The organism is Streptomyces sp. NPDC093018 (assembly GCF_040684035.1).
In the GTDB taxonomy this organism is placed as follows: Bacteria; Actinomycetota; Actinomycetes; order Streptomycetales; family Streptomycetaceae; genus Streptomyces; species Streptomyces murinus.
The window spans coordinates 266,433-283,402 of sequence record NZ_JBFBFF010000001.1 but is presented as its reverse complement, the minus strand read 5'-3'; the positions used below and the strand labels follow the sequence as shown (position 1 = coordinate 283,402).

At 73.2% G+C, this 16,970-nt stretch carries 17 protein-coding genes and 2 pseudogenes; 11 read left to right on the top strand and 8 right to left on the bottom strand.

Annotated elements, in window-relative coordinates:
* Window positions 1-57: 57 nt before the first annotated feature.
* The gene (locus AB0N90_RS01190; RefSeq protein WP_365192167.1) at window positions 58-492 is read right to left on the bottom strand and encodes a nuclear transport factor 2 family protein; all 435 of its coding nucleotides are present in this window, start codon (window positions 490-492) and stop codon (window positions 58-60) included.
* A 106-nt stretch (window positions 493-598) separates the two neighbouring features.
* On the opposite strand from AB0N90_RS01190, the gene AB0N90_RS01185 reads away from it, so the two are divergent.
* From AB0N90_RS01185 to AB0N90_RS01175, 3 genes are all read left to right on the top strand, one after another.
* Entirely contained in the window at window positions 599-1,768 is a 1,170-nt protein-coding gene (locus AB0N90_RS01185; RefSeq protein ID WP_365192166.1) for an MFS transporter, read from the top strand.
* A gap of 240 nt (window positions 1,769-2,008) precedes the next feature.
* Window positions 2,009-3,139, top strand: coding sequence for a tryptophan--tRNA ligase (trpS, locus tag AB0N90_RS01180; RefSeq protein WP_365192165.1), 1,131 nt, complete (start codon window positions 2,009-2,011; stop codon window positions 3,137-3,139).
* A 42-nt stretch (window positions 3,140-3,181) separates the two neighbouring features.
* The gene (locus AB0N90_RS01175; RefSeq protein WP_365192164.1) at window positions 3,182-3,925 is read left to right on the top strand and encodes a maleylpyruvate isomerase family mycothiol-dependent enzyme; all 744 of its coding nucleotides are present in this window, start codon (window positions 3,182-3,184) and stop codon (window positions 3,923-3,925) included.
* Between the two features lie 21 nt (window positions 3,926-3,946).
* Here AB0N90_RS01175 and AB0N90_RS01170 read toward each other — a convergent pair whose 3' ends face one another.
* Entirely contained in the window at window positions 3,947-4,345 is a 399-nt protein-coding gene (locus AB0N90_RS01170; RefSeq protein WP_365192163.1) for a MarR family transcriptional regulator, read from the bottom strand.
* Between the two features lie 62 nt (window positions 4,346-4,407).
* Window positions 4,408-5,094, bottom strand: a complete 687-nt coding sequence (locus tag AB0N90_RS01165) for a TetR/AcrR family transcriptional regulator (protein WP_365192162.1) — start codon at window positions 5,092-5,094, stop codon at window positions 4,408-4,410.
* A gap of 128 nt (window positions 5,095-5,222) precedes the next feature.
* On the opposite strand from AB0N90_RS01165, the gene AB0N90_RS01160 reads away from it, so the two are divergent.
* Window positions 5,223-5,678, top strand: coding sequence for a nitroreductase family deazaflavin-dependent oxidoreductase (locus AB0N90_RS01160; protein WP_365192161.1), 456 nt, complete (start codon window positions 5,223-5,225; stop codon window positions 5,676-5,678).
* Here AB0N90_RS01160 and AB0N90_RS01155 read toward each other — a convergent pair.
* Entirely contained in the window at window positions 5,668-6,936 is a 1,269-nt protein-coding gene (locus tag AB0N90_RS01155) for a geranylgeranyl reductase family protein (protein ID WP_365192160.1), read from the bottom strand. The genes AB0N90_RS01160 and AB0N90_RS01155 overlap by 11 nt on opposite strands.
* 169 nt (window positions 6,937-7,105) lie before the next feature.
* On the opposite strand from AB0N90_RS01155, the gene AB0N90_RS01150 reads away from it, so the two are divergent.
* Both AB0N90_RS01150 and AB0N90_RS01145 read left to right on the top strand, forming a co-directional pair.
* A complete protein-coding gene (locus tag AB0N90_RS01150; protein ID WP_365192159.1) occupies window positions 7,106-8,458 on the top strand; it encodes a dipeptidase in 1,353 nt (450 codons plus the stop codon).
* Between the two features lie 132 nt (window positions 8,459-8,590).
* Window positions 8,591-9,337, top strand: coding sequence for an MBL fold metallo-hydrolase (locus tag AB0N90_RS01145; RefSeq protein WP_365192158.1), 747 nt, complete (start codon window positions 8,591-8,593; stop codon window positions 9,335-9,337).
* Between the two features lie 2 nt (window positions 9,338-9,339).
* Here AB0N90_RS01145 and AB0N90_RS01140 read toward each other — a convergent pair whose 3' ends face one another.
* Together AB0N90_RS01140 and AB0N90_RS01135 are read right to left on the bottom strand one after the other, a co-directional pair.
* On the bottom strand, window positions 9,340-10,383 hold the full coding sequence (locus AB0N90_RS01140; protein ID WP_365192157.1) for an NUDIX domain-containing protein: 1,044 nt from the start codon (window positions 10,381-10,383) through the stop codon (window positions 9,340-9,342).
* A 137-nt stretch (window positions 10,384-10,520) separates the two neighbouring features.
* Window positions 10,521-10,751, bottom strand: a complete 231-nt coding sequence (locus AB0N90_RS01135; protein ID WP_037659384.1) for a hypothetical protein — start codon at window positions 10,749-10,751, stop codon at window positions 10,521-10,523.
* A gap of 124 nt (window positions 10,752-10,875) precedes the next feature.
* Here AB0N90_RS01135 and AB0N90_RS01130 point away from each other — a divergent pair, with 124 nt between their 5' ends.
* From AB0N90_RS01130 to AB0N90_RS01120, 3 genes and pseudogenes are all read left to right on the top strand, one after another.
* The gene (locus AB0N90_RS01130) at window positions 10,876-11,229 is read left to right on the top strand and encodes a hypothetical protein (RefSeq protein ID WP_330258267.1); all 354 of its coding nucleotides are present in this window, start codon (window positions 10,876-10,878) and stop codon (window positions 11,227-11,229) included.
* Between the two features lie 30 nt (window positions 11,230-11,259).
* Window positions 11,260-12,021: a maleylpyruvate isomerase family mycothiol-dependent enzyme gene (locus AB0N90_RS01125; RefSeq protein ID WP_365192156.1), complete on the top strand. Its 762-nt coding sequence runs from the start codon at window positions 11,260-11,262 to the stop codon at window positions 12,019-12,021.
* A 174-nt stretch (window positions 12,022-12,195) separates the two neighbouring features.
* A pseudogene (locus tag AB0N90_RS01120) lies at window positions 12,196-12,690 on the top strand (alpha-galactosidase); the annotation flags it as partial.
* A 24-nt stretch (window positions 12,691-12,714) separates the two neighbouring features.
* On the opposite strand, the gene AB0N90_RS01115 reads toward AB0N90_RS01120, so the two are convergent.
* Entirely contained in the window at window positions 12,715-13,662 is a 948-nt protein-coding gene (locus tag AB0N90_RS01115) for an ROK family protein (RefSeq protein WP_365192155.1), read from the bottom strand.
* Between the two features lie 217 nt (window positions 13,663-13,879).
* Here AB0N90_RS01115 and AB0N90_RS01110 point away from each other — a divergent pair, with 217 nt between their 5' ends.
* Window positions 13,880-14,929 (top strand): LacI family DNA-binding transcriptional regulator, encoded by a 1,050-nt coding sequence (locus AB0N90_RS01110; RefSeq protein WP_365192154.1) that lies wholly within the window; start codon window positions 13,880-13,882, stop codon window positions 14,927-14,929.
* Between the two features lie 7 nt (window positions 14,930-14,936).
* Window positions 14,937-15,593 (top strand): annotated as a pseudogene (locus tag AB0N90_RS01105) (hypothetical protein); the annotation flags it as partial.
* A gap of 50 nt (window positions 15,594-15,643) precedes the next feature.
* Here the strand turns inward: AB0N90_RS01105 and AB0N90_RS01100 are convergent.
* Window positions 15,644-16,942, bottom strand: a complete 1,299-nt coding sequence (locus tag AB0N90_RS01100) for an aldolase (RefSeq protein ID WP_365192153.1) — start codon at window positions 16,940-16,942, stop codon at window positions 15,644-15,646.
* Between the last annotated feature and the right edge of the window lie 28 nt (window positions 16,943-16,970).

Genomic DNA, 16,970 nt, shown 5'->3' with positions numbered 1-16,970 from the left:
CGGTGCGCGGGCCGCGCCCTACACCCGCGAGTGTTCCCTCACACCGCACGTACCCTCTCACACCCACAAATGCCCCCTCACCTCCCCCACAAGACGAATCCGCACCCTCCGCTCCACGAACCCCCACCGCCCTCCCCTGCGTTCGAAACGGTCCTCGTACCGCCCCGCGGCGATGGCCTGCAGCGGCAGTTCGGGCAGGGCCTGGAACACCGTGACGTAGGAACGCGCGGTCGCGGCCCCCGACTCCTCGTCCACCTCGACGGCGAGGTTCGACACGGCATGGTGGGTCCTGGGCGTGCCGTCCTCGTAGAGGATCACGGTGTCCCGGAGCATCCTCTCGACGGCCGCGGCGCCCTCGGCCGGTTCACCGCTGCCGATGAACACCGCGTCGGCGAACAGCTCCCCGACCCCGGCGAAGTCACCGTTGTCCACCAACTCGGCATACCTGGCGATCAAGTTCGGCACGGCGGTCGTGCCCACGGCTGCGCTCATGGACCCGAGGGTATGGGGCCGCGGGACAACCCCCTTGCTCCGCGCCTCGGCCGCCCCCTACGCTGAGTTTGTGCCGCTAATAAACAAAACCCGAACGCACAGTGTCGTGCCGGGCCGGGAGCTCGTCGGGCTGCGGGTCGCGATCACCGCGTTCTTCGCCCTGGACGGCTTCATATTCTCCGGCTGGGTGGTGCGGATCCCGGACATCAAGCACCAGACCCATGCCTCCGCCGGTGCCCTCGGGCTCGCGCTGCTCGGGGTGTCCGCCGGGGCCGTGCTGACCATGATGCTGACCGGGCGCCTGTGCCGCCGCTACGGCAGCCATCCGGTGACCGTGGTCTGGATGGTCGTCCTCGCCCTCAGCGTCGCCCTCCCCCCGCTCACCCACTCCGCGCTCGCGCTCGGCGCCGTACTCCTCATCTTCGGGGCCGCATATGGGGGCGTAAATGTCTCCTTCAACGCAGCCGCCGTCGATCTCGTCGCCGCCGTACGACGGCCCATCATGCCCAGTTTCCACGCCGCGTTCAGCCTCGGCGGAATGGTCGGCGCGGGCGTCGGCGGGCTGGTCGCCGCGCACCTCTCCGCCACCCGCCATCTGCTCGGGATCACCGTGCTCGGGCTGCTCGTGACGGCCGTCACCGGGCGGAGCCTGCTGCGGCACGAGCCCCCGGTGCCGCCCGGTGACGACCGGGAGCCCATGGCGGCCGGTGACGGCCGGGCGGCCCGCGTCGCCGGGCGCTGGCTCGTCGTGGGATTCGGTCTGGTCGCGCTGTGCGACGCGTACGGCGAGGGCGCCATGGCCGACTGGGGCGCGCTGCATCTCAAGCAGGACCTGACGGCCTCCGCGGGGACGGCCGCCGCCGGGTACGCCTGCTTCGCGCTCGCCATGACCGCGGGGCGGCTCTCGGGCACGGCGCTGCTGGGACGCCTCGGCCGGGCCCGCACGGTGATCGCCGGAGGCGCGGTCGCGGCGGTGGGCATGCTGCTCGGTTCGCTCGCGCCGTCGGTCTGGATGGCGCTGGCCGGCTTCGCGATCACCGGGCTCGGGCTCGCCAACATCTTCCCCGTCGCCATCGAGCGCGCGGGCGCGCTGGCCGGTGCGTCCGGCGTCGCGATCGCCTCCACCCTCGGGTACGGCGGCATGCTCCTCGGACCGCCCATGATCGGGTTCATGGCCGACTGGTTCTCCCTGTCCACCGCGCTCACCAGCGTGGCCGCGCTGGCCGCCGTGGCCGCCCTGATCGGGGTGGCGACACGCCGGGCCCTGAACGGCTGACCCCCGCCGGCGGGTCCGCGCCGACCGGTGGCCGGACCGACACCGGCCGTCCACCGCACGCCTCCGCTATCATCGCCTCATGCATCTTTCGCCGTGTCTGTGCTGGTGGCGCTCCTCGTAGGAGCGGCCGCCACACAGGCATGAAGCGGGCCGTTCGCAAGGACGGCCCTTTTTTCATGTCCCTGGATCCAGGGGGCGGGGCGTCCCGACGGCCCGTCCGACCACCACCAGGAGACCGAGATGAATCCCCACCCGCAGGCCGCGCCGTCCGAGGCCCCGTCCGCCCCAGAGGCCCCGTCCGCCCCCGATGCCCCCGACGCGCTCGGCACCTCCGCCGCGCGGGCCCGCAGCGCGGAGCTGGAGAAGCTGATCGCCGAGGATCCGGGGAAGTTCCGGATCCTGACCGGCGACCGGCCCACCGGAAGACTGCACCTCGGCCACTACTTCGGCACCCTCCACAACCGGGTCCGGCTCCAGAACCTCGGCGTGGAGCTGTTCGTGATCATCGCGGACTACCAGGTGCTGACCGACCGCGATGTCGCGGACGACCTCCAGTCCTACGTCGACGAGCTGGTCCTCGACTACCTCGCCATCGGCGTGGACCCGGAGCGCAGCACGATCTTCACGCACAGCGCCGTCCCCGCCCTCAACCAGCTGATGCTGCCCTTCCTCAGCCTGGTCTCCGTCGCCGAGCTGAACCGCAATCCCACGGTCAAGGACGAGATCGCGCACTCCCGCCAGTCCGCCGTCAGCGGGCTGATGTTCACCTATCCCGTGCACCAGGCCGCCGACATCCTCTTCTGCAAGGCCAACCTGGTCCCGGTCGGCCAGGACCAGCTGCCGCACCTGGAGATCACCCGGACCATCGCCCGCCGCTTCAACGACCGCTACGGCCACGGCACCCCCGTCTTCCCCCGGCCCGACGCCCTGCTGTCGGAGGTGCCGCTGCTGCTGGGCACCGACGGCACCAAGATGAGCAAGAGCCGCGGCAACTCCGTCGTCCTGGCCGCCGACGCCGATGAGACGGCGCGGCTGCTCAAGGGTGCGAAGACCGACTCCGAGCGGCACATCAGCTACGACCCCGCCACCCGCCCCGAGGTCTCCTCGCTGCTCCTGCTGGCGGCGCTGTGCCAGGGCCGGACGCCCGAGGAGATCGCCGCGGACATCGGCTCCGCTGGCGCGGCGGCGCTGAAGAAGACGGTGACCGAGGCGGTCAACGAGTACCTGGCGCCGATCCGGGCCCGCCGCGCCGAGTACGCCCGGGACCGCGGCGAGCTGCGCCGCGTGCTGCGCGCGGGCAACGAGCGGGCGAACGCCGTGGCCGACGCCACTCTCGCCGAGGTGCGTGCCGCGATGAACAGCGACTACTGAAACCGGGTGCGGCGCGGCGGGCGGGTCCGGCAGGATCACCCCATGCAGACCGTCGATTTCCGCCATGCCCTCGAACGCGAGGGCCGGTCGCTCGCCGCGGCCGCCGAGCTGGCCGGCACCGACGCCGAGGTGCCGACCTGCCCCGAGTGGCGGGTGCGGGACCTGCTGCGGCACATCGGGACGGTCCACCGGTGGGCCGCGGGCTTCGTCGCCGAGGGGCTCACCGGGCCCCGGCCGATCGACGAGGAGCCGGATCTCGACGGTGCGGGGCTGGTGGCCTGGTACCGGGACAGCCACCGCCTGCTGGTCGACACCCTGTGCGCCGCCCCCGCCGACCTGGAGTGCTGGACCTTCCTCCCGCTGTCCGGCCTCTCGCCCCTGGAGTTCTGGACGCGGCGGCAGGCGCACGAGACGACCGTGCACCGGTACGACGCCGAGGCCGCCCGGGGCGGTACGCCCTCCCCGATCGCCGCCGACCTCGCGGCCGACGGCATCGACGAGTTGCTGCGCGGCTTCCACGCGCGGCCCAGGAGCCGGGCGCGTACGACGGAACCGAAGGCGCTGCGGGTCCGGGCGACGGACGCGGGACCGGAAGCGGTGTGGACCGTACAACTCGGCCCGGACGGACCTCCGGTGACGACGCGTCGGGCGACCGGGAGCGCCGATGCCGAACTCTTCGGTCCCGCGGACCAGTTGTACCTGGCCCTGTGGAACCGCGCGCCCGCCCCGGGGGTCTCCGGCGACCGGTCCCTCGCCGACCTGTGGCAGGAGACCTCGGGCATCTGACGCCCCATCAGGACTAAGGGGTCAGTCCGTCTCTTCGGTCAACATCCGCGCCAGTACCGCGCGTTGCTCCGGCCGTACCTCGGCGTGCAGCGCGCGGCCCTTCGAGGTGAGGGCCACCCGGACACCTCGGCGGTCCTCCGCGCAGGCGCCCCGCTCGACCAGGCCCTCCTTCTCCAGGCGGCCGATGAGCCGGGAGAGCGCGCTCTGGGTGAGATGGACGCGCTCGGAGATCTCCTGGATGCGGTAGGCGCAGCCGTGCGGGCCCCGGCGCTCGGCCAGCAGGTCCAGGACCTCGAAGTCGCTGGCGCACAGGCCGTGGGCGCCCAGGGTCCGGTCCAGTTCGCACTGGGTGCGGGCATGCAGGGCCAGGATGCCCCGCCACTGTGCCACGAGTGCCCGCTCGTCCGTCGTCGACGTCATCGACGCACCGTAGCAGTCCCATGGGCGGGTAAAGAAAGTCGGCGTCGGACGCCCCGGAGCGGCTATCGCAGCCCGGCCCCGCGCGCCAGACCCGTCACCGCGTGCCGGAAGAACCGCTCCCGGTCCTCGATCACGTTGTTGAACTGGCCGAACAGTTCGAAGCTCACCAGCCCGAACAGCTGCGCCCAGGCGGCGACCATGGCTGCGGCCACCTCCGGGGGCAGATCGGGGGCGATCTCGGCGGCCAACCGCGCGGCCTCGGGGCGCAGTTCGGCAGGCAGCGGCAGTTCGTCCAGACCGGGACCCTGCCGGGCGTCGCGGAAGATGCCGATGAGAACCATGCCGGTGCGGGCGGCGGCCGGGACGGTGGTCTGGGGGGCGGCGTAGCCGGGCACGGGCGAGCCGTAGATCAGCGCGTACTCGTGCGGATGAGCGAGCGCCCAGGTCCGTACCGCCTCGCACACCGCGATGAAGCAGTCCACGGGCGCGGCCTCGCCTGCGGCGTCCCGGGCCTTCTCCGCGGCCGCTCCCAGGGCGTCGTACGCGTCGATGATCAGGGCCGTCAACAGCTCGTCGCGGCTGGGGAAGTAGCGGTAGAGGGCGGAGGAGACCATGCCCAGCTCGCGGGCGACGGCCCGCAGGGAGAGCTTGGCCGCGCCCTCGGCCGCCAGTTGTCCGCGGGCCTCTTCCTTGATGGCCGCGGTTACCTCGTTCCTGGCCCGCTCACGGGCTCCCTGTGCGGTGGTCATGGCCCTCATTCTGCCACGCGCGAGAGCGGTGCACACAAAAAAGAGCACTGCTCTTGCTTCGGAGCACCTGTCTCCCGCATGCTGGTGTCGACCGAGAGCACCGCTCTCCCGAACCATGGGGGTCCACCATGTCGTCGTCCACGCCGTACTACCTCAAGGGCAGCCCGCTGAATGTGCGGCTGAACAGCGTGATCGGCTGGCTCGCCCGGCACGGGATCAGCCTCGCGGGCACCGCCGAGCTGTCCGTGAAGGGCCGCAAGAGCGGCGCGATGCAGCGCGTCCCGGTCAACCCGCACACCTACGAGGGCGGGCAGTACCTGGTCTCGGCGCGCGGCCACTCGCAGTGGGTGCGCAATATGCGTGCCGCGAACGGCGGTGAGCTGCGCGTCGGGCGCAAGGTGCGCACCTTCACCGCGGTGGAGCTTCCCGACGCCGAGAAGCTCCCCGTCCTGCGGACCTATCTGGAGAAGTGGGGCTGGGAGGTCAACCAGTACTTCGCCGGGGTGACCGCCGCCTCCACGGACGAGGAGATCGCCGCCTGCGCCGGCGACCACCCCGTCTTCCGGATCACCGTCAGGAAGTGACGGGCTCCTCCTCCGACTCGGCCGGTTCCGCGGTGTCCGCCGCCTGCGCCGGACCCGGGTCCAGCACGGTCAGGGCGCGCTGGGCGAGCGGGTGGGAGCGGACCAGCTCGCCGAGGGAGGTGGCGCCCCGGGTGATGTTGCGGAACGCGTTCCAGGCCGGGCGGAAGCCGGTGAGGGCGGCGTGGAAGAGGCCGGGCCGCCGCTCGAACGCCGCGAGCAGGCGTCGGCCGACGCCCATCTCGACGCCGAGCCCGGCCTTGACGGCGAAGGCGTAGTTCAGGGCCTGGCGGCGGGTGTCGACGGCGTCGTGCGCCTCCGCTATGCGCACCGCCCACTCGCCGGCCAGCCGGCCCGAGCGCAGAGCGAAGGAGATGCCCTCGCGGGTCCAGGGCTCCAGGAGCCCGGCAGCGTCGCCGCAGACCAGGACCCGGCCGCGGGAGAGCGGCGAGTCATCGGCCCGGCAGCGGGTCAGGTGCCCGGAGGAGACGGCCGGTTCGAAGCCGGCGAGGCCCAGCCGGGCCACGAAGTCCTCCAGGTAGCGCTTGGTCGCGGCCCCCTGGCCGCGGGCGGAGATCACCCCGACCGTCAGCGTGTCGCCCTTGGGGAACACCCAGCCGTAACTGCCGGGCATGGGGCCCCAGTCGATGAGCACCCGGCCCTTCCAGTCCTCGGCGACCGACTCGGGGACCGGGATCTCCGCTTCGAGACCGAGGTCCACCTGGGCCATCTTCACGCCCACATGGGCGCCTATCCGGCTGGCGCTGCCGTCCGCGCCGACGACCGCGCGGGCCAGGACCGTCTCGCCGCCCTGGAGGACGACGGCGACCGTACGCCGGTCGGGGACCGCCGAGCCGTGCTGCTCGACGCGCTGCACGGTGACGCCCGTACGCAGTTCGGCGCCCGCCTTCTGGGCGTGCTCGACCAGCTGCTGGTCGAACTCGGGCCGGTTGATCAGCCCGAACAGCATCTGCCGGGAACGGCGGGTGCGGGTGAAGCGCCCGTTGTTGGAGAAGGTGACCGCGTGCACCCGGTCCCGCAGGGGCAGTTCGAAGCCCGGCGGCAGGGAGTCACGCGAAGGGCCGATGATGCCGCCGCCACAGGTTTTGTACCGGGGCAACTCGGCTTTCTCCAGCAACAGGACGCGGCGCCCCGCGACCGCCGCCGCATAGGCGGCCGAGGCCCCCGCGGGTCCCGCGCCCACCACGACGACGTCCCACACTCGCTGCACGTCGTCCGCCGAAGAGTTCTCGCCGCTCACGATGGTCTACTGCTCCGATCAAGCCGCTGCCGCTCCCCGTACCCGCGACATGCCGCGAGCAGGGGGTTACCCGATGTACTCGCATCCTACGGCCGCGAGCGCAGTGCGCCGCTGTGGGAGGATCGATCCACCCAGCAGGTACAACGTCGCACCTACGAGGAGCGTGCCCATGTCGTCGAATCCGGTCGCCGAGACCGTCGCCTCTCTGATGCCCCGGGCCAAGGCGGAGCTGGCCGAGCTCGTCGCCTTCCGGTCCGTGGCGGACTTCGAGCAGTTTCCGAAGAGCGAGAGCGAGGCCGCCGCGAACTGGATCGCCGACGCACTGCGCGCCGAGGGATTTGTCGACATCGCCCTGCTCGACACCCCCGACGGCACCCAGTCGGTGTACGGCTACCTGCCGGGCCCGGAGGGTGCCAAAACGGTTCTGCTGTATGCGCACTACGACGTGCAGCCGCCGCTGGACGAGGCCGGCTGGACGACTCCGCCGTTCGAGCTGACCGAGCGCGACGGGCGCTGGTACGGCCGGGGCAGCGCGGACTGCAAGGGCGGTGTGATCATGCACCTGCTCGCCCTGCGCGCGCTGAAGGCGAACGGCGGCGTCCCGGTGCACGTCAAGATCATCGTGGAGGGCTCCGAGGAGCAGGGCACGGGCGGCCTGGAGCGGTACGCCGAGCAGCACCCGGAGGTGCTGACCGCGGACACCATCGTCATCGGTGACGCGGGCAACTTCCGGGTGGGCCTGCCGACGGTGACCACGATCCTGCGCGGCATGACGCTGGTCCGGGTGGGTGTCGAGACCCTCGCGGGCAATCTGCACTCCGGCCAGTTCGGCGGCGCGGCCCCGGACGCGCTGGCCGCGCTGATCCGGGTGCTGGACTCGTTGCGCGCGGCGGACGGCTCCACCACGGTGGACGGTCTGGACGCGTCGGCCGCGTGGGACGGCCTGGAGTACACCGAGGAGCAGTTCCGTTCGGACGCCAAGGTGCTGGACGGCGTGGGCCTGACCGGCTCCGGCTCGGTCGCCGACCGGCTGTGGGCCCGTCCCGCGGTCACCGTGCTCGGCATCGACTGCCCGCCGGTCGTCGGCGCCACCCCCTCGGTGCACGCCGGGGCCCGCGCGCTGGTCAGCCTGCGGGTGCCGCCGGGCGTGGACGCGACGGAGGCGAGCAAGCTGCTCCAGGCCCACCTGGAGACGCACACCCCGTGGGGCGCCCGGGTCACCGTGGAACAGGTCGGCCAGGGCCAGCCGTTCCGCGCCGATGTCTCCAGCCCCGCCTACCAGGCGATGGCCGACGCGATGGCGGCCGCCTACCCGGGCGAGACCATGCAGTACGCCGGGCAGGGCGGCTCCATCCCGCTGTGCAACACCCTCGCCGGCCTCTACCCGGACGCCGAGATCCTGCTGATCGGCCTCAGCGAGCCGGAGGCCCAGATCCACGCTCTCAACGAGAGCGTCTCGCCCCAGGAACTGGAGCGCCTGTCGGTGGCGGAGGCGCTGTTCCTGCGGAACTACGCGGGCTAGAACGGCAAGGTGGCGGGGCCGCGTCCTTTCGGGGCGGCCCCGCCGGCCGTGCGGTTACGCCTTGGGCGGACACCCGTCCGCCCAAGGCGTAGCACCCTCCTTCCCGCTCCCGCCCCGGCCTACGGTCGCGGCATGGACGTGATCGAGCTTCTCCCCCGGTTGCATCTGCTGCGCTTCCCGGTCGGCCAGGCGTATCTCTGGCGGGACGGCGAGGAGTTGACGCTGATCGACGCGGGGACGATCGGGGCGGGGCCGGTGATCGCCGAGGCGATCAGGGCATGGGGCCGCGCCCCCGAGGACGTACGGCGCATCGTGCTGACCCACTTCCATGAGGACCATGCGGGCGGGGCGGGCGAGTTCGCCGCACTGAGCGGGGCCGAGGTGCTGGCCCATCGCCTGGACGCGCCGTTCGTACGAGGTGCGGAGCCGGGCCCCGCGCCGCGGCTCGCGGAGTGGGAGCTGCCGATCCGGGCGCAGGTCGCCCGGCGGCTGCCCGAGGGCACCCCGCTGCCGCCGCCGTCGGTCACGGAGGTGACGGACGGCGAGGTGCTGGGCTTCGGCGGCGGGGCACAGGTGGTGCACGTCCCCGGGCACACGGACGGCAGCATCGCGCTCCATCTGCCCGCCGAGGGCGTGCTGTTCACCGGGGACACCGTGGCCGCGCTGCCTGCCGAGGGCGTGCTGTCCCCCGGGGAGCCGGTGCCGACCGGCCCCGTCGAACACACGCTGATCCCGGGCGTGTTCAATCTCGACCGGCCCCGACTCCTCGACTCCGTACGGCGGTTGGCGGACCTCGGCGCCGAGGTGGCGTGCTTCGGTCACGGCGACCCGGTGCTGCGGGGCGCCGCCGCCGAACTGCGCCGGGCTGCCGCGATGTGAGGTCAGCCGAGCGGCACCCCGGCCTCCAGGTACAGGGCCTTCCCGCGCTCACGAGCACGCAGCGCCCAGCGCAGCCGCTCATAGCGGACCGGGGGCAGCATCCCGGCGGCCTCCTGCTCGGTGGCGAACCGCCAGCCGCGCAACTCCGGCCCCGGGAGCACCACTTGGGCCGCCTCGGCGGAGGGGAGCCGGCCGCCGTCGAAGAGCAGCCGGAGCCCGCCGTAGCCGGGCGGCACGGGCCGTTCCCAGTCCACCACCAGCAGCCGGGGCACCTCCCGCAGCCGTATCCCGGTCTCCTCGGCGACCTCGCGCATCCCCGCGCGGGCCGGGGCCTCGCCGCGCTCCACCACACCGCCGGGGAACTCCCAGCCGGGCTTGTAGGTGGGGTCCACGAGCAGCACCCGGTCCTGCTCGTCGAAGAGCAGCACCCCGGCGGCGAGGGTCTCGGCGGTGGGCTCGGGGGTCTGCACGATGTCGCAGGGGGTGAAGTCACCCCTGCCGACCGACTCCGCGATCCGCACGGCGGTCTCGTACGGGGTCAGCGCGCTGGTGTCGATCAGATGGGCGTCGGCGGTGAGCCAGGAGGCGAGGGCCGCGTGGTACGGCTCGATGTGGTCGTAGCACCACTGCCGTACCCGTATCTCCCCGTCGGGCAGGTCGGGCGGCACCTCGCGCCCGGCTATGCGCGCACGCAGGATCGTTTCGGCCGGGGCGAGGACCAGGTGCTGTACGGGAATCCGGCGGGCGGCGAGGCCACCGAAGATCTCGTCGCGGTGCTCCTGGCGCAGCAGGGTCATCGGCACGACGAGGGTGCCGCCCAGTTCGGCGAGCATCGCGGCGGCCGTGTCGACGACGAGCCGGCGCCAGATCGGCAGATCCTGGAAGTCGCCGACCTCGGCGAGGCGCTTGGGCGGCAGCAGGTGCGCGAGCGACCCGCCGATGACCTCGGGGTCGAAGAGCGTGCTGTGCGGGATCAGTTCGATCAGTTCCCGTGCGGTCGTGGTCTTTCCCGCACCGAACGCGCCGTTGATCCAGACGACGGTCACGGACTTCCCCCTCTTCTGTTGGCCCCCTGAGGCTTGCCCGCTCCACCCTGCCACGGAAACCCCGCCGCGGTGAGGGTGCGGTAAAGCGCGGTGCCGGTGCCCTCGCGGCGGGGCACCGGCACGCATACGCCGCTGTCCTAGTCCTGGCCGGCGGCCAGCCCGGGGGCGTGTCCGGTGGTGTGTCCGGTGGCCGGGGAGTCGGCGGGGGCCAGGCTGTCGTGGCTGACCAGATCGCCGGCCGAGTGCAGGGTGCCGGAGACGTCGAGACCGTCCAGCGGCCCCTTGTCCGCGGCGTGGGACGGGGTGATGGCGGCCACGACGAAACCGGTGGCCAGGGAGGCGAGGGCGAGCATGCTGCGCTTCTTCATGTGCGGATCAACTCCCCGAAGGGGTCCGGGGTCACGCGGATACCGCCCGAACGCCGAAATCCCCTGGCCGGGGCGCCGGCGGGGCCGATACCGTCCGGGGCGACGACACCGGAGGACCGACATCATGACCCGCACCCGCCCCACCACCACGCTCTGGCGCCCCACCGGCCCCGTGGAGCTGGATCTGGTGCGCGCCTCGGACTGGCGGGCCTGGCCGCCCCGGCTCCCGGAGCAGCCGATCTTCTATCCGGTGCTCGACGAGGACTACGCGATCCGGATCGCCCGGGACTGGAACGTACGGCACGACGGCGCCGGGTTCGTGACCCGCTTCGAGGTCGACACCGCGTTCCTCGACCGCTATCCGGTACGGCAGGCCGGTGGCCGGACCATCCTGGAACTGTGGGTGCCCGCCGAGGAGTTGGACGAGTTCAACGCGCATATCGTGGGACCGATCGAGGTCGTGCACACCTTTCGGTGAGCCACGGCACCCGCACGGCGAGGAGTACGCGTGTCCCCTGTCTTCCCCTCCGGCACGGTCGGCGCCGGAGTCGGTGATGTGATCGAGGACGTCGTACGGTCGGCCGACCGGCTCGCCGCGGCCGCGGCCGGGCTGTCCGAGGCCGTGGTGCGGGCGCCTTCGGGGCTGCCGGACTGGACCCGGGGGCGGGTGCTCGCCCATGTCGCCTACAGCGCCGACGCGTACACCTGGCTGCTGGAGCTCGCCCGCACCGGCCGCGAACCCGGTCCGCGCGCGGATCCGGCGCGGGTGGCGCGGGACGCCGTACTGCCCGCCGGGCCGCTGGCCGAACGGCTGCGGGAGAGCCTTCGCCGGTTCACGGACGGGGCGTGCGCGTTGCCCGCGCCCGCCTGGGAGCGGCTGGTCCCGGCGCTGGCCGGCTGGCGCCACCCCGCCTGGTACCTGCTGCTGCGCGGCCTGCGGGAGCTGGAGACCCACCACTTCGACCTCGGCGTCGGGTACGGCACCGAGCGCTGGCCGGACCGGTATGTGCGCTGGGCCCTGGACGACACCCTCACCACCCTCGCCGCCCGGCGCTTCCCGCTCACCACCGTGACGGCCGTCGATCCGGAACGGCGCTGGACGGTCTCGGCCGAGGGGCCAAAGGTGAGCGGGGAGGGGCACCGCCTGCTCGGCTGGCTCACCGGACGGCTCCCGGCCGACGGGCTGCGGACCTCCTCCGCCCTCCCCGCCCCGCTCCCCTGGCCCCAGCCCCCGCTCCCCGGCTGGGGCCGCGTCGGCGACGACGGGTAGACCACCAAAGCGCACACGTCCGAACGGCGACGGGCGCACCGGCCGTACCCCTTCCAACACACTCGGACACGTTCTACCGTGAACGCCCGCCGATCCCGAGCGAGTTGGAGGAACGTCGACCATGCGCACATCCTCGACCCGCACAACCCACCGGAAGGCAGCCGGAGTTCTGCTCGCCGGATGCGGGACGCGCTGAAGGCGACCGGGCGGCCGATCGTCTACAGCGTCTGCGAATGGGGCGAGAACAAGCCCTGGGAGTCGGCCCCGGACGTGGGCGACCTGTGGCGCACCACCGGTGACATCAGCGACAGCTGGTCCGCCATGCTGTCGATCGTCAAGCAGAACCTCCCGCTCGCCCCGTACGCCGGTCCGGGCCACTGGAACGACCCCGACATGCTGGAGGTGGGCAACGGCGGGATGACGGACACCGAGTACCGCGCCCACTTCTCCCTCTGATCGGTGATGGCCGACGGCAGCCGCGCGGTCGCCCTGTTCAACGAGTCCGGCACCGCGCAGCGCATCACCACCACCGCCGCTGCCGTAGGTCTGCCCGATGCCGGGTCCTACACCCTGCGGGACCTGTGGCGGCACACCGACGGCCACTGCGCCGGGACGATCACGGCCACCGTCCCGGCCCACGGCACGGTCCTGCTGCGCGTCTCGGCCGACACGGACTGAGCCGGCCGGCAGGGCCTAGAGCCGCACCAGCCCCGGCCCCCTGATCAGCGCCGCCGCCGCGGCCCCCACCAGCCCCGCGTCCGTGCCCATCTGCGCGGGCACCACCGTCAGCCGCCGTACGAACGACAGCGTGGCGTAGTCCGCGAGCGCCGCGCGCAACGGGGTGAACAGGACGTCGCCCGCGTTGCCGACTCCGCCGCCGATCACCGCGATGTCGATCTCGACCAGGGTCGCGGTGGCCGCGATCCCGGCGGCGAGCGCCCGCGCGGCCCGCCGGAAGGAGGCCACGGCGACCGGGTCGCCCGCCCGTGCCGCCGCCGCCACCGCGGCGGCCGAGGCATCGCCGTCCGGGCCCGGCCGCCAGCCCTGCTCCAGGGCGCGGCCGGCGATGTTCGGGCCACTGGCGATCCGCTCCACACAGCCGCGTGAGCCGCACGGGCAGGGGTCGCCGTCGAGGTCGACGCTGATGTGCCCGATGTGCCCGGCGTTGCCGGTCGGGCCGGGGTGCAGCTGTCCGCCCAGGACCAGGCCGCCGCCGACTCCCGTCGAGACCACCATGCACAGCGCGTTGTCATGGCCCCGGGCGGCGCCCTGCCAGTGCTCGGCGGCGGTGATCGCGACGCCGTCGCCGATCAGCTCGACGGGCAGTCCCCCAGTCGCCGCCCGGACCCGTTCGACCAGCGGGAAGTCCCGCCAGCCCGGCACGTTCACGGGGCTGACGGTGCCCGCGGAGGCGTCCACCGGGCCCGCGCTGCCGATGCCGACGGAGCGGACGTGTTCCCATCGGGGCGAGGCGGCGAGTTCGCCGAGCACCTCCTCGACGGCCCGCATGACCGTCTCGCCGTCCTGCCGGGCGGGCGTGGCGCGCTGGGCCCGCTCCAGGATCAGTCCGCGGCCGTCCACAAGACCGCCGGCGATCTTGGTGCCGCCGATGTCCAGCGCTGCCACGAGGTCGGTGCGCATCAGTGTGTGATCTCCCCGTCGAACGATCGAAAAGCAGGAACCCGGGCGGGGCGGCCGGGTGGTGGGGGCACGGTCCCGCACAGAGCGGTCGACAGTCTCTCGCGCACCTGACAACGTTGTCCAGGCTCTATGCTCGACGCCACATCCTCATACAAGCCCATGGGCCGCCCGCATCACACCCCATGGGACCGCGGACCACAGGACAGGACAGCGCATCGTGCCCAAAACCACCCACCGCGCGGATCGCCACCCCGGAAGCCGCTACGGCAACCGGCCGACGATGAAGGACGTGGCGGCGCGGGCCGGGGTCGGGCTGAAGACGGTGTCCCGGGTGGTCAACGGCGAGCCCGGGGTCACCCCGGACACCGAGCGCCGGGTGCAGGAGGCGATCGACGCGCTGGGCTTTCGCCGCAATGACAGCGCGCGGGTGCTGCGCAAGGGCCGCACCGCGAGCATCGGCCTGGTCCTGGAGGACCTCGCGGACCCCTTCTACGGCCCGCTGAGCCGCGCGGTGGAGGAGGTCGCCCGCTCGCACGGCGCCCTGCTGATCAACGGCTCCAGCGCCGAGGACCCGGAGCGGGAGCGGGAGTTGGCGCTCGCGCTGTGCGCACGCCGGGTGGACGGCCTGGTGGTGATTCCGGCGGGGGACGACCACCGCTATCTGGAGCCGGAGATCCGGGCGGGCGTGGCGACCGTGTTCGTGGACCGCCCGGCCGGGCGGATCGACGCCGATGTGGTGCTGTCGGACAACTTCGGCGGGGCCCGCGACGGCGTGGCCCATCTGATCGCGCACGGCCACCGCAGGATCGGGTTCATCGGGGACATGCCCCGCATCCACACGGCGGCCGAGCGGCTGCGCGGCTATCGGGCGGCCATGGAGGACGCGGGGATACCGGTCGAGGACCGCTGGATGTCGCTCGGGGTGACGAGCCCGGAGCGGGTGCGCCGGGCCGCGCAGGAGATGCTGTCCGAACCCGAGCCCGTCACCGCGGTGTTCGCGGGCAACAACCGGGTGACGGTCACCGTGGTCCGGGTCCTCGCCGAGCGGTCCCGGCAGGTGGCCCTCGTCGGCTTCGACGACTTCGAGCTGGCCGATCTGCTGCGGCCGGGCGTCACGGTGGTCGCCCAGGACTCGGCCGCCCTCGGCCGTACGGCGGCGGAGCGGCTCTTCCGCCAGCTGGACGGCGGTCTCGTCGCACCGGAGCGGATCGAGCTGCCGACCCGGCTGATCACCCGCGGCTCGGGCGAGCTGCCCCCGGCCGGCTGAGCCGCCCATGGCCACACTGGAGGAGCTGGGGCCGGCCGGGGCGCCGCGCGCGGACCCGCCGACGTATCCGGGTGCCCGGCCCGCCCGTTCGGGGCTGCCGCACGGCGACCGGACGCTGCCGCTGACCCGGCTGGTGTACGATGACCGGACGCCGGTGCTCGCGGTCGGCTCCAATGCCTGCCCCGGTCAACTGCGTGGCGTCTCCGCGCATGTCAGCCGCATGGGCCAGGTCTCCGCCTCACCGGTCAAGTCGCCTTTTGTCACACGGGAGTTGTTCCTGCTGTGGCTGGACCGGCGGCAGCTGGACGTGATCGACGCCGGCGAGGGGGCACCGCTGCCGGACGGCACCTTCCGGCGGGCCTGGCCGCCCGCGCCGGACGGCCAGGCCCGACTGGCCGACGCCACCGTGCTGTCGGGGGCGTACGCCTACGTCAACCGGCACGGAGTCCTGCACGACGGCACCGGCGCGCCCCGCCGCCACCTGGGCCGGCGCCCGCTGCTCACCGAACTCCTCGCCTCCTCGGCACGGTTGCGGGAGCTGTTCGGAGCGAGACCGGAGGAGTTCAGTGAACGGGCGCGCGGCGATGCCCGGTTGTGCGCGCGGGGCACCCGGCTGTTCGCCGAGCGCGCGTGGGTGACGGGCTCGGGGCTCGAACCGTACGTCGCCCCGCAGCCCGCAACCACCGCGAGCCCGGTGAACCCCGTGAGTCGCCGCTACTGCGCCGAGGCCGTGAGATCGCCGCGCCTCGGCGCCGCGAAGCCCTCAAGTCCCGCGCGGGTCAGCCCCGTACGCTCGGCCACCTCCGTGAGGTCGAGGGCGCCGCAGTCCAGGCCGCGCAGCAGATAGCCGCTGAGGGCCTTGGCGGTGGCGGGCTCGTCCATGACGTCGCCCGCGGTGCGGTCGGCGTAGCGGGCGAGGCGGACCGCGGCCTGCTCGAAGCCCTCGCGGTAGAAGGCGAAGACGGCCGCGTAGCGGGTCGGGATGTGGCCCGGGTGCATGTCCCAGCCCTGGTAGTAGGCGCGGGCGAGGGCGCGCCGGGTGAGGCCGTAGTGCAGCCGCCAGGCGGCGTGCACCTGCTCGGTGGGGCCGACCGGGAGGACATTGGTGGAGCCGTCCGAGACGCGTACGCCGGTGCCCGCGGCGGCGACCTGCATGACCGCCTTGGCATGGTCGGCGGCCGGGTGGTCGCTGGCCTGGTAGGCGGCGGAGACGCCCAGGCAGGCGCTGTAGTCGAAGGTGCCGTAGTGCAGCCCGGTGGCGCGGCCCTCGGCGGCCTGGATCATACGGGCGACGGTCGCGGTGCCGTCGGTCGCCAGGATGGACTGGCTGGTCTCGATCTGTATCTCGAAGCCGATCCGTCCCGCGTCCAGGCCGTGCGCCTCCTCGAACGCCGCCAGGAGGCGCCCGAAGGCGGTCACCTGCTCGGGATAGGTCACCTTCGGCAGGGTGAGCACCAGCCCCTCGGGCAGTCCGCCCGCCGCCATCAGGCCGGTGAGGAAGATGTCGAGGGTGCGGATGCCCCGCGCCCGCACCGGGGCCTCCATGCACTTCATGCGGATGCCCATGTACGGCGCCGCGGTCCCCTTCGCGTACGCCTCGGCGATCAGCCGGGCCGCGCGGGCCGCGGTCGCGTCCTCCTCGGCGTCGGGGCGGGGGCCGTAGCCGTCCTCGAAGTCGACCCGCAGGTCTTCTATCGGCTCGCGCTCCAGCTTGGCGCGGACGCGGGAGTACACCGGCTCGGCGAGGGCGTCGGCGAGGCCGAGGACGGCGGCGAAGGAGGCGGCGTCCGGGGCGTGTTCGTCCAGCGCGGCGAGGGCCGTATCGCCCCAGGAGCGGACGGTGTCGGCGGTGAAGGCGTCCCCGGGGACGTAGACGGTGTGCACGGGCTGCCGGGTGCCGGGGTCCCCGGGGTAGCGGCGTGCCAGTTCCGCGTCGACCGGGGCGAGCGAGGCGCTGATCTCCTCGCCGACGGCGCCGGCGAGGCTGGTCGCCACCTTCTCCTGCTGACCCATCCCACACCCTCCAATATCCACTGCAATT